Below are 11,077 nucleotides of genomic sequence, written 5' to 3'. Positions count from 1 at the left end.
GGGGTGCTGACGGCGGCGAGGGGGATCTAGACCGGAGCCGCAAGACGACACGCCGGAGGGGAGCCGCAGACAACGCACCGGAGAACAAGACCCCCCCCCCCCCCGGGCCGGTGGCGGCGCGCCCCGGCCAGGCCGCCGCCACCCGGTCCGGTGTACCGACAGCCGCCACTTGCGTCGCGTTCTGCGCAGAAGTTGGCGGTGCGTGATCGGTTCCTGTTCGCCTTTTGCTGCGGTTTTCCGTTGTTTTTCCCTGTGCGTCGATTGGTTCGATTCTGTTCCCGTCCGCGCGTGACCCCTGCCGCGGCAAACCCGTTGTTCTTGTACGAGCCGGGAGACCGCCCGGCAGCCGCTCAGAGATCGAGGAGCCACCCGTGCCGCGCATGCTCGACGTCAGCGACGACGTTCGCGCCGAGATCGGCGACGAAGAAGCCGACCGCCTGCTGGCCGGTGGCGACGCCCCCGGCAGCTATGACTGCACCTCTTGCCGTACCCCCGGCGACAGCGAGCAGGAGCGCACCAGCACCGTCCTGTTCGTGGGCGAGGAGACCGCGGTGCTCGCGTTCGCGCACGCGACGTGCATCCCCTCGCAGGTCGTCCCGGTATCGGAGGAGCAGCTCCAGGGAGCCGTGCGCTCCATCACCGGTGCGGACGCCGCCGCCCCCACCGCCCCCGGATCGGAGCCGGTCCCCACCAGCGACCGCCAGGCGACCCTCGGGATCACCTGCGGCCTGGTGCTCATCGAGGGCGAGTTGCGCCCGGCGCTGGTCGTCGAGCCCAACGGCCCGATCGCCCGGCCCGGCTCGATGGGCACGGAGGACGAGTTCCTGACGCTGCTCCTGGAGCAGGGCTTCACCCGCGTGACGGACATGAACCAACTGCCCGCGCCCAACCCTGGCTGGTCGGCGCTGATGGCGATGGGCAAGCTGCACGCCGTCCTCCAGCCGGGCGGCGCCGGCAACCAGTCCGCCTGGTGGCAGGCCCACCAGCCGCTGGCCGTCTCCGACGGCTGGCGCGCCGCGGCCAACAAGGCCCAGACGGTGCTGATGTACGCCGCGCCCGTGGGCACCATCGGTCACCAGCCGCGCGAGGACCTCATGCGGCAGGCGCTGGAGAAGGCCGCCGCGGACGGCGTCCTGGTCGCCGCGGCGATGCCGCTGGCCGGCACCTGACCCGAACGGCTCACCGATCGCGGAGGGGATCCCGCCGTAAGTGGCGGGATTACCCCCGCGATCAGCCATTTCCGCCGGAAAGCCGCATCCCACGGGCATCGGGGTCGTTGGCACATACGTGCACTCATACGACCCCTCCTCCCGCGCCCAGTATCCCCACCCGATTCCGGGCATGCGCCCGTCACACGAGTCGACGCACACCGCGGCCCGTGATTCGGCCACGCCGATCTACGACGCGTTGTACGCCGAGTACCGACGCTCCTTCAGGGCGTTGCCCGGCGACCGTACGGACGAGGCCGAGGGCCTGGAGGCACTGCGCGCCGCCGGGAACTGGGGCCGCACGACGGCGTCCAGCGGCCACTGGGAGGTCGTCGGCCGACAGCCGTACCACCCCCGGAGCCACCTCCCGGCCCTTCCCCCGGGCCAGCGGGACGGCCGGCAGCGCGGCGGTCACTGAGCCGCCGCGCCACCGGTCCGGGTGTCACTTCTTCCGGCTGCGCTTCTCCCGCACCCGCACGGAGATGTGGATCGGCGTTCCCTCGAAGCCGAACTCCTCGCGCAGCCGGCGCTCGACGAAGCGGCGGTAGCCGGCCTCCAGGAAGCCGGAGGCGAAGAGCACGAAGCGCGGCGGCTTGGTGCCGGCCTGCGTGCCGAAGAGGATGCGGGGCTGCTTGCCGCCACGGATGGGGTGGGGGTGGGCGGCCACGATCTCGCCGAGGAAGGCGTTCAGGCGCCCGGTCGGGATGCGGGTCTCCCAGCCGGCCAGCGCGGTCTCGATGGCCGGGACCAGCTTCTCCATGTGGCGGCCGGTGCGGGCGGAGACGTTCACCCGCATCGCCCACGGGACCTGCACGAGGTCGCGCTCGATCTCCCGCTCCAGGTAGAAGCGGCGCTCCTCGTCGAGGTTGTCCCACTTGTTGTAGGCGATGACCAGGGCGCGCCCGGCCTCCACGGCCATCGTGATGATCCGCTGGTCCTGGACGCTGATGGACTCGCTCGCGTCGATCAGGACGACCGCGACCTCGGCCTTCTCCACGGCGGCGGCGGTACGCAGCGAGGCGTAGTAGTCGGCGCCCTCCTGGAGGTGGACGCGGCGGCGGATGCCGGCGGTGTCCACGAACTTCCAGGTCTTCCCGCCCAGTTCGATCAGCTCGTCGACCGGGTCGCGGGTGGTGCCGGCCATCTCGTTGACGACCACCCGCTCCTCGCCCGCGACCTTGTTCAGCAGGGAGGACTTGCCGACGTTCGGGCGGCCGATCAGCGCGACGCGGCGGGGACCGCCGAGGGACGTGCCGAAGGTCTGCGCGGGCGCCTCGGGCAGCGCCTCCAGGACGGCGTCCAGCATGTCGCCCGTACCGCGGCCGTGCAGCGCCGAGATCGGGTGCGGCTCGCCCAGGCCCAGCGACCACAGGGCGGCCGCGTCGGCCTCGCCGGACAGGCCGTCGACCTTGTTGGCGACCAGCACGACGGGCTTGCCGGAGCGGCGCAGCAGCTTGACGACGGCCTCGTCGGTGTCGGTCGCGCCGACCTTGGAGTCGACGACGAAGACGACGGCGTCCGCGGCCTCGATGGCGAACTCGGCCTGGAGGGCCACGGACGCGTCGATGCCGAGGACGTCCTGCTCCCAGCCGCCGGTGTCGACGACCTTGAAGCGGCGGCCGTTCCAGTCGGCCTCGTAGGTGACGCGGTCGCGGGTGACGCCGGGCTTGTCCTCCACGACGGCCTCGCGGCGGCCGATGATGCGGTTCACCAGGGTCGATTTGCCGACATTGGGGCGGCCGACGACGGCGAGGACGGGCAGCGGGCCGTGGCCGGCCGCGGCGATGTCACCCTCGATGTCCTCGGGGTCGAAGCCCTCCTGCGCGGCGAGCTCCATGAACTCCGCGTACTCGGCGTCGCCAAGCGCACCGTGCTCGTCGCCGGTGTGGATCTGGTCGTTCATGAAGTCCGTTCCTCGCCCTACTCAAAGTGCGGCTGTGCCGCGTGGCTTCGTCATCGGTGGGCCGCTGTCCGCGGTCCACTACTGAAAGTGTCGGTCAGCGCCCGGTCAGGCGCCTGGCCTCTGCCAGGTGGGCGGTCAGCCGCTCCTGGATTCGTACGGTGGCCTCGTCGAGGGCCTTGCGGGTGCGCCGCCCCGCTCCGTCGCCCGCCGCGAAGCCGTCGCCGAAGACGACGTCGACGCGGCCGCGCAGCGGCGGCATGGCCGGGGTCAGCCGGCTCCTGCGGTCGGTGCTGCCGAGCACCGCCACCGGTATCACCGGGGCGCCCGAGCGCACGGCGAAGTACGCCAGGCCCGCGCGCAGCGACGCGAAGTCGCCCTCGCCCCGGGTGCCCTCGGGGAAGATCCCCAGGACGCCGCCGCCCGCCAGCACCCCGAGCGCGTCGGTGATCGCCTTGCGGTCGGCGGTGCTGCGGTCCACCTTGAGCTGCCCGATGCCCCGCAGGAACGGGTCCAGCGGGCCGACGAAGGCTTCCTTCTTGATCAGGAAGTGCACCGGGCGGGGCGCGGTGCCCATCAGCATCGGGCCGTCGATGCCGTGGGAGTGGTTGACGGCGAGGATCGCCGGACCGGCGGACGGGACGCGCCAGGCGCCCAGCACCCGCGGCTTCCACAGCCCGTACATCAGGCCGATGCCGATCCGCCGGCCGACCGCGGCGCCCGCCGGGCTCGGCGCCCTGCCGCTGTCGGTCACCGAGCGACCCGCCCCGCCTTTTCGGCGCGCGCCCCCTCGATGAGGGTCACCACGCACTCGATGACCTGCTCCAGGGTGAGGTCGGTGGTGTCCACCTCGACGGCGTCGTCCGCCTTGGCCAGCGGGGAGGTCTTGCGGGAGGAGTCGGCGGCGTCCCGCTTCAGGAGCGCCTCACGGGTGGCGGCCAGGTCGCGGGCGTCCTTGCCCACCAGCTCGCCGCTGCGGCGGGCCGCCCGCGCCTCGGCGGAGGCGGTGAGGAACACCTTCAGGTCGGCGTCGGGCAGGACGGTGATGCCGATGTCCCGGCCCTCGACGACGATGCCGAGCGGCGCCTCGGCGGCGATGGAGCGCTGGAGGTCGGTGATCCGGGTGCGCACCTCGGGGACCGCGCTGACGGCGCTGACCGCGGCGGTGACCTCCTGGGTGCGGATCGGGCCGGCGGCGTCCAGGCCGTCGACCGCGATGGTCGGGGCGCCCGGGTCGGTGCCGGAGACGATGTGGGGCTTGGCCGAGGCGTCGGCCACCGCGATCGGGTCGTTGACGTCGATGCCGTTGGTCAGCATCCACCAGGTGATCGCGCGGTACTGCGCGCCGGTGTCGAGGTAGCCCAGGCCCAGCTTGGCGGCCACGGCCTTGGACGTGCTGGACTTGCCCGTGCCAGCGGGGCCGTCGATGGCGACAATCACTGCAGCCGGGGCGGTCCGGGCGGCGGTTTCCACGGTGACGAACACCTTTCTTGTACACGGGGCGGGGGTCCAAGGGCCTTGGGGACCCCGGTCAAGGTTACTGGCTCACCCGCACGGCGCCGTCCACGGTGTCACTGGCGGATCGACCAGCCCCTCTCGCGCAGCTCCGCGGTGAGCGCCGGAGCGGCCCGCGGCTCGACCATGAGCTGGATGAAGCCGGCCTGCTGACCGGCGGCGTGCTCGATGCGGACGTCCTCGATGTTGATGCCGGCCCGGCCGGCGTCGGCGAAGATCCGGGCCAGCTCGCCCGGCTGGTCGCCGATGTGCACGGCGACGATCTCGTACGCGGTGGGGGCGGCGCCGTGCTTGCCCGGCACCCGTTCGCGCCCGGCGTTGCCGCGCCGCAGCACGTCCTCGATGCCCTCGGCGCCGGTGCCGCGCTTGTCCTCGTCGGCGGACTCCAGGGCACGCAGCGCGCGCACGGTCTCGTCCAGGTCGGCGGCGACCTCGGAGAGCACGTCGGCCACCGGGCCGGGGTTGGCGGACAGGATGTCGATCCACATCCGCGGATCGGACGCCGCGATCCGGGTCACATCCCGGATGCCCTGGCCGCACAGCCGCACGGCGGTCTCGTCGGCGCCCTCAAGACGGGCGGCAACGAGACTGGAGAGCAGTTGCGGGGTGTGCGAGACCAGAGCGACGGCCCGGTCGTGGGCGTCGGCGTCCATCACGACGGGGACGGCGCGGCAGAGCGCGACCAGCTCCAGGGCGAGGTTGAGCACCTCGGTGTCGCCGTCGCGGGTGGGGGTGAGCACCCACGGCCGGCCCTCGAAGAGGTCGGCGGTGGCGGCCAGGGGGCCGGAGCGCTCCTTGCCGGCCATCGGGTGGGTGCCGAGGTAGGCGCTCAGATCGCTGCCCAGCGCCGTCAGCTCGCGGCGCGGGCCGCCCTTGACGCTGGCGACGTCGATGTAGGCGCGGGCCGCGCCGCGCCCCATGGCGTCGGCCAGGGCCGTGGCGACATGGGCGGGCGGCACGGCCACGATCGCCAGGTCCACCGGTCCCGGCGGCGCCTCCGCGGTGCCCGCGCCCAGCGCCGCGGCCGTACGGGCCTGGGCCTGGTCGTGGTCCTCCAGGAACACCTGGACGCCGCGCGCGTTCAGCGCGAGCGCGGCCGAGGTGCCGATCAGGCCGGTGCCGATGACGAGTGCGGTCCTCACTGCGCGATGTCCTTTCGCAGCGCCCCGGCGGCGCCGAGGTAGACGTGGGCGACGCTCGCCTTGGACAGGTCCGTCTCGACGTGGGCGAGCACCCGCACGACGCGCTCCATGGCGCCCGCCACGTCGAGCTCCTGGGCGCAGATCAGCGGGACGTCCGTGATGCCCAGGGCGCGCGCGGCGGCGGCCGGGAAGTCGCTGTGCAGATCGGGGGTGGCGGTGAACCACACGCTGATCAGGTCGTCCGGGACGAGGCCGTTGCGCTCCAGGAGGGCGGTCAGCAGCTCGGCGACCTGCTCCCGCATGTGGGCGGCGTCGTCCCGCTCCAACTGGACGGCCCCGCGGACCGCTCGTACCGCCACGTCGCTGCTCCCCTGCTCCTGTGTGCCGCGCCCGGCGCACCCGCACGCACGATCAGCGTAACGAGCCGCACCGACAGCGCGCTCCGCGGCCGTCTCGCCGCGGTCCGCCGGGGCGCGGGAATCGGCGTGACAGCCGCCGATCGCACGGGCCACAATCGCCGGCATGCCCACCGCCGAAGCCGCAGGTCATGCCCTGGTCACCGAGCACACCGTCTACTCCTGCGTGATGGGTTCGCGGGCCTTCGGGCTGGCCACCGCGTCCAGCGACACCGACCGCCGCGGGGTGTATCTCGCGCCCACCGCGCTCTTCTGGCGCTTCGGCAAGCCGCCGTCCCATGTGGAGGGCCCGCGCGAGGAGGAGTTCTCCTGGGAGCTGGAGCGGTTCTGCGAGCTGGCGCTGCGCGCCAATCCGAACGTCCTGGAGTGTCTGCACTCGCCGCTCGTGGAGCGCGTCGACGCCACCGGCCGGGAGCTGCTCGCCCTGCGGGGCGCCTTCCTCTCCCGGCAGGTCCACGGCACCTTCGCCGGTTACGCCGCCGGGCAGCTCAAGAAGCTGCACGCGGACGTGCGCACGTACGGCGCGCCCCGCTGGAAGCACGCGACGCATCTGCTGCGGCTGCTGGCCTCCGCCCGCGATCTGCTGCGTACGGGCGTGCTCACGCTGGATGTCGGCGAGGACCGGGAGGCGCTGCTGGCGGTCCGGCGCGGGGAGGTGGCCTGGCCGGAGGTGGAGCGGCGGATGGCGGCGCTCTCGGAGGAGGCGGCGGCCGCGGTGTCGCGTTCGCCGCTGCCCGCCGAGCCGGACCGGGCGCGGGTGGAGGACTTCCTCTTCCGCGCCCGGCGCGCCTCAGCGCTCGGCGGCGGGGCCGTGGAGCCGGGCCCGCACCAGCAGGTCGTGTAGCGCGTCGTGGCCGCCGGGGGCGTCCGGCAGCCGGGTGGCGGCCTGCGCGGCGTCCAGCCGGGCGTGCAGCGCCTCGATGTCGGTGCGCAGGCGTGCGGTGTCCACGATTCCGTCGGCCGGGCCGTGTTCGGCTTCCGCCTTGGCCGCGATCAGCTCCGGCACGTAGGCGGGTACGTCCAACTCGTCCGCCAGGGTGGGCAGATGCGGCTGCACGGTGCCGCCGGCCATGAGGTGGATGCCGGTGAGCAGCACCCGCAGCGTGTACAGCAGCGGTTTCAGCTCGCCGGTCCTGTCGAAGAGCCGCCACTGGGTCGCGGCGAAGCCGCGGTAGTGGTGGGCGTGGTGCGCGGTGAGCAGGCCGGGCGCGAGCGCGGTCAGCTCCTCGTGCACGGGGGTGGTGTGCACGACCAGGGGGGAGAGGAGCTGCTCCAGGACGTAGCCGTTGCGGCGCAGCAGCAGGCGGGCGAATTTGCGCAGGTCGTGGGAGACCAGGTCCATCTCGACGCCGTCGCGGACCGCCATCCACGAGGCGGTCTCCCGCGGCTCGCGCAGTCCGACGAGGTCGGCGGCGGGCAGCAGGTGTGCGCCGCGCAGATCGACGTCGGAGTCGCGGGAGGGGAAGCCGTACAGATGCGCCCCGGAGACGGTGACGAACATCAGCGGGTGGTCCTCTTCGGCGACCACCGCTCCGAGGTCGACGGCGGGCAGTCCGGCCGCGCGCAGGACGGCGTCCCGTCCGGCGGCTTTCGGGTCCTCGTCCATCCGGCGCTCCCCCATTACGCACACCACCCCTTAGTCGTCATAGTGACGATAAGGGGTGGTGGGAACAACCGCAAGGCCGTGGCGGCCCCGCCGCGCGTCCTACAGCTCGACCTCGCGCATCAGCATGCCGACCTCGGTGTTGGTCATCCGGCGCAGCCAGCCGGACTTCTGGTCGCCCAGGGCGATCGGGCCGAAGCTCACGCGCACCAGCCGGTCGACGGGGAAGCCGGCCTCGGCGAGCATCCGGCGCACGATGTGCTTGCGGCCCTCGTGGAGGGTCACCTCGACGAGATAGTTCTTGCCGGTGTTCTCCACGACCCGGAAGTGGTCGGCGCGGGCGTAGCCGTCCTCGAGCTGGATGCCGTCCTTGAGCTGCTTGCCCAGGTCGCGCGGGAGGGGGCCCTGGATGGCGGCGAGGTAGGTCTTCTTGACGCCGTAGCGCGGGTGCGTCAGACGGTGGGCCAGCTCGCCGTGGTTGGTGAGCAGGATGATGCCCTCGGTCTCGGTGTCCAGCCGGCCGACGTGGAACAGCCGCGTCTCGCGGTTGTTGACGTAGTCGCCCAGGCACTGGCGGCCGTCGGGGTCCTCCATCGTGGAGACGACGCCGGCGGGCTTGTTCAGCGCGAAGAAGAGGTACGACTGGGTGGCGACCGTCAGGCCGTCGACCTTGATCTCGTCCTTCTCCGGGTCGACCCGCAGGCCCTGCTCCATGACGATCTGGCCGTTGACCTCGACGCGCGCCTGGTCGATCAGCTCCTCGCAGGCCCGCCGCGAACCCATGCCGGCCCTGGCCAGCACCTTCTGCAGGCGCTCGCCCTCCTGGTCCCCGAACGTCTTGGGGGTCTTGATCTGCGGCTTGTCGTGGCGGGCGCGGTTGCGCTCCTCGATCTTGGCGTCCAGCTCGCGGGGCCGCGAGGGCGCCTGGCCACGAGCGCGCTGCCCGCCGCCCTTGCCGCCGGCGGTGGACTTGGCGCCCGTACGCGGGCCGCCCTTGGCGCCGCCACGCGCCGCCGCGCCCCGGCCGCCGCCCTTCGGCGCGCCCTTGCGCTCGTCGTCGCGGCCGGGGGCGCCGCCCTGACCGCCGGATCCGCCCACGTCGTAGCGGCGCTCCTCGGGCCGGGGCCGGCCCGCGCGCTTCTGCTGGTCGTCGCGGCCCCCCGCACCCGAGCGCCGGCGGTCGCCGCCGCCGCCCGTGTTGTTCCGGTTTCCGCTGTTCCTGCCGCTGCTTCGCATCAATGATCCGTCTGAGAGTCGCCGCTGTCGTCTACGTCGAACGACGGGATACCTTCCGGGGAGTCGCCCTCGACCGCGTCCGCCTCCGGGAGGAACGGTGCGAGCTCCGGGAGCTCGTCCAGGCCGCGCAGGCCCATCCGCTCCAGAAAGTAGTTCGTCGTCCTGTACAGGATCGCACCTGTTTCAGGTTCCGTCCCCGCCTCCTCCACCAGACCTCTTTGGAGGAGCGTGCGCATCACGCCGTCACAGTTGACGCCGCGTACGGCCGAAACACGGGAACGGCTGACCGGCTGACGGTACGCGACCACGGCCAGAGTCTCCAATGCGGCCTGTGTGAGCCGGGCGTGCTGGCCGTCCAGAACGAAGCTCTCCACCGCGTCCGCGTACCGCGCGCGGGAGTAGAACCGCCAGCCGCCGGCCACCAGCCGCAGGTCGAAACCGCGCCCCTGGCGCGTGTAGTCGTCGGACAGCTCGCGCAGTGCCAGCGCCACCGCCCGGCGGGGCCGCTGCAACACCCTGGCCAGGTGTTCCTCGGTCGCCGGTTCGTCGACGACCATGAGGACGGCCTCCAGGGCGGGCTTCAGCTCCAGCTCGGCGACGGCCAGGGCCCCGGCGGGCGGCGGGGGCCGCTCCCCCGGGTCCGCACCTGCCCCGCTCTCCGTGACGTCGTACGTCTCGCCGCCGTCGTACGCCTCGCCGCCGCCGTGCGCCTCCTCGCTTCCCTCGACCGCGCCGTCCGCACGCGTTCCGTCACCGCCGCTCATGTCCGCTCCTCCTCCTGCGGCTCATCCGCCTCGTCCGCCGGCCCGGCCTTCGCGGCCAGCGCGCCCGGTTCCTGGTCGAACTCGTCCGTCACCACCGGCTCCGCCCCCTGCGAGCCCGTCCAGCGGACCGTCAGGGCCCCCAGGGCCTCCTCCTGGTCCAGGGCGACCACCCGCTCCCGGTAGAGCTCCAGCAGGGCCAGGAAGCGCGCCACGACGGTGAGGGTGTCCGGCGCGTCCGCGATCAGCTCCTGGAATCCGGCCTCGCCCGCCTCCCGCAGCCACGCCATCACCACCTCGGCCTGTTCGCGCACGCTGACCAGCGGCGCGTGGATGTGGTCGACGTAGACCCGCGGCCGGGGCTTGGGCTGCATCGCCTTGACCGCCAGCTTCGCGAAGCCCTCCGCCCCGATGCTGATGACGACCTCGGGCAGCAGCTCCGCGAGCTGCGGCTCCAGGCCGACCGTCCGGGGGTAGCGCCGCGCCTCGTCCGCGAGGCGGCCGTTGAAGATGTCCGCGATCTTCTTGTACGCGCGGTACTGGAGCAGCCGTGCGAAGAGCAGGTCACGGGCCTCCAGCAGCGCGAGGTCCGCCTCGTCCTCGACCTCGGCGGCGGGCAGCAGCCGGGCCGCCTTGAGGTCCAGCAGCGTCGCCGCGACGACCAGGAACTCGGTGGTCTGGTCCAGGTCCCAGTCCGGCCCCATGGCGCGGATGTGCGCCATGAACTCGTCCGTCACCTGCGACAGCGCGACCTCGGTCACATCCATCTTGTGCTTGGAGATCAACTGGAGGAGGAGGTCGAAGGGGCCCTCGAAGTTGTCCAGCCGGACGGTGAACCGGCCGTCACCGGGCGCGGAGGGCGCGGCGGACTCGGAGGGCTCCGAGGGCTCGGGAGGGCCGCTCCCGCCGTCGTCGGACCGGTCGGCCACGTCGGCGGGTGCCTCGGGCCCGGGATCCGCCGGTACGTCCGCGTGCACCGGCTCGGCCTGTGTCGGCTCGGCTCGCATCGGCTCCGCCCGCACCGGCTCGGCGGGCACCGGCTCCGCCGCCCCCGTGGTCTCCGGCGGCGCCTCCGCGGCAGCCTCCGCCGCTCCCGCGCCCGGGCCGCGCCCGAGGGTACGGCGGGGGCGGGGAGGGGGTGCGTCGTCGTGGGTCGTCGGCATCGCGGTCCATGGTGCTGCGGTCCCCGTGCCGGGGCGACGGGCTGGTCACGGGCGGGCGCCCCCGGCTCCTCCAGGGCGGCCCGACCGAGGACGCAGGCTATCCCGTCACCTTCCCCGTAGCGGGGACGCCGCA

12 protein-coding genes are annotated in these 11,077 nt (G+C 73.3%); 3 read left to right on the top strand and 9 right to left on the bottom strand.

Annotated features, from left to right (window positions below):
• Positions 1–371 precede the first annotated feature (371 nt).
• Complete coding sequence (locus ACZ45Z_RS29430) at positions 372–1,169, top strand: hypothetical protein (protein WP_468368674.1); 798 nt, start codon at positions 372–374, stop codon at positions 1,167–1,169.
• 172 nt (positions 1,170–1,341) lie between these two features.
• Entirely contained in the window at positions 1,342–1,626 is a 285-nt protein-coding gene (locus ACZ45Z_RS29425; protein ID WP_468368671.1) for a hypothetical protein, read from the top strand.
• 24 nt (positions 1,627–1,650) lie between these two features.
• Here ACZ45Z_RS29425 and der read toward each other — a convergent pair whose 3' ends face one another.
• From der to aroH, 5 genes are all read right to left on the bottom strand, one after another.
• Positions 1,651–3,111, bottom strand: a complete 1,461-nt coding sequence (gene der / locus ACZ45Z_RS29420) for a ribosome biogenesis GTPase Der (protein ID WP_468368668.1) — start codon at positions 3,109–3,111, stop codon at positions 1,651–1,653.
• A 94-nt stretch (positions 3,112–3,205) separates the two neighbouring features.
• On the bottom strand, positions 3,206–3,862 hold the full coding sequence (locus ACZ45Z_RS29415) for a lysophospholipid acyltransferase family protein (RefSeq protein ID WP_468368666.1): 657 nt from the start codon (positions 3,860–3,862) through the stop codon (positions 3,206–3,208).
• On the bottom strand, positions 3,859–4,593 hold the full coding sequence (gene cmk, locus ACZ45Z_RS29410) for a (d)CMP kinase (protein ID WP_468368663.1): 735 nt from the start codon (positions 4,591–4,593) through the stop codon (positions 3,859–3,861). The genes ACZ45Z_RS29415 and cmk overlap by 4 nt, the downstream gene beginning before the upstream one ends.
• An 86-nt stretch (positions 4,594–4,679) precedes the next feature.
• Complete coding sequence (locus tag ACZ45Z_RS29405) at positions 4,680–5,765, bottom strand: prephenate dehydrogenase (RefSeq protein ID WP_468368660.1); 1,086 nt, start codon at positions 5,763–5,765, stop codon at positions 4,680–4,682.
• Positions 5,762–6,124, bottom strand: a complete 363-nt coding sequence (gene aroH, locus ACZ45Z_RS29400; RefSeq protein ID WP_468368658.1) for a chorismate mutase — start codon at positions 6,122–6,124, stop codon at positions 5,762–5,764. The genes ACZ45Z_RS29405 and aroH overlap by 4 nt, the downstream gene beginning before the upstream one ends.
• 163 nt (positions 6,125–6,287) lie before the next feature.
• Between aroH and ACZ45Z_RS29395 the strand changes: the two genes are divergently transcribed.
• Positions 6,288–7,025: a nucleotidyltransferase domain-containing protein gene (locus tag ACZ45Z_RS29395; RefSeq protein ID WP_468368655.1), complete on the top strand. Its 738-nt coding sequence runs from the start codon at positions 6,288–6,290 to the stop codon at positions 7,023–7,025.
• On the opposite strand, the gene ACZ45Z_RS29390 is transcribed toward ACZ45Z_RS29395, so the two are convergent.
• From ACZ45Z_RS29390 to ACZ45Z_RS29375, 4 genes are all read right to left on the bottom strand, one after another.
• Positions 6,972–7,682: a nucleotidyltransferase domain-containing protein gene (locus ACZ45Z_RS29390; protein ID WP_468368845.1), complete on the bottom strand. Its 711-nt coding sequence runs from the start codon at positions 7,680–7,682 to the stop codon at positions 6,972–6,974. The genes ACZ45Z_RS29395 and ACZ45Z_RS29390 overlap by 54 nt on opposite strands.
• Positions 7,683–7,886: 204 nt before the next feature.
• Positions 7,887–9,020, bottom strand: coding sequence for a pseudouridine synthase (locus ACZ45Z_RS29385; protein WP_468368653.1), 1,134 nt, complete (start codon positions 9,018–9,020; stop codon positions 7,887–7,889).
• Positions 9,020–9,784 (bottom strand): SMC-Scp complex subunit ScpB, encoded by a 765-nt coding sequence (gene scpB, locus ACZ45Z_RS29380; RefSeq protein ID WP_468368650.1) that lies wholly within the window; start codon positions 9,782–9,784, stop codon positions 9,020–9,022. Before scpB ends, ACZ45Z_RS29385 begins: the two co-directional genes overlap by 1 nt.
• Positions 9,781–10,944 (bottom strand): segregation and condensation protein A, encoded by a 1,164-nt coding sequence (locus tag ACZ45Z_RS29375; RefSeq protein ID WP_468368647.1) that lies wholly within the window; start codon positions 10,942–10,944, stop codon positions 9,781–9,783. The genes scpB and ACZ45Z_RS29375 overlap by 4 nt, the downstream gene beginning before the upstream one ends.
• Positions 10,945–11,077 lie beyond the last annotated feature (133 nt).

It is taken from the genome of Streptomyces sp. NPDC031210 (assembly GCF_055570395.1).
Note: the sequence above shows the minus strand (reverse complement) of the source record. Positions and strands in the feature narration are given on the sequence as shown.

Excerpts from the sequence above, each read along its gene's own strand:
- ACZ45Z_RS29425 (WP_468368671.1), top strand. The coding sequence starts at position 1,342 with ATGCGCCCGTCACACGAGTCGACGCACACCGCGGCCCGTGATTCGGCC.
- der (WP_468368668.1), bottom strand. The coding sequence starts at position 3,111 with ATGAACGACCAGATCCACACCGGCGACGAGCACGGTGCGCTTGGCGAC.
- ACZ45Z_RS29395 (WP_468368655.1), top strand. The coding sequence starts at position 6,288 with ATGCCCACCGCCGAAGCCGCAGGTCATGCCCTGGTCACCGAGCACACC.
- ACZ45Z_RS29390 (WP_468368845.1), bottom strand. The coding sequence starts at position 7,682 with ATGTTCGTCACCGTCTCCGGGGCGCATCTGTACGGCTTCCCCTCCCGC.
- ACZ45Z_RS29385 (WP_468368653.1), bottom strand. The coding sequence starts at position 9,020 with ATGCGAAGCAGCGGCAGGAACAGCGGAAACCGGAACAACACGGGCGGC.
- scpB (WP_468368650.1), bottom strand. The coding sequence starts at position 9,784 with ATGAGCGGCGGTGACGGAACGCGTGCGGACGGCGCGGTCGAGGGAAGC.
- ACZ45Z_RS29375 (WP_468368647.1), bottom strand. The coding sequence starts at position 10,944 with ATGCCGACGACCCACGACGACGCACCCCCTCCCCGCCCCCGCCGTACC.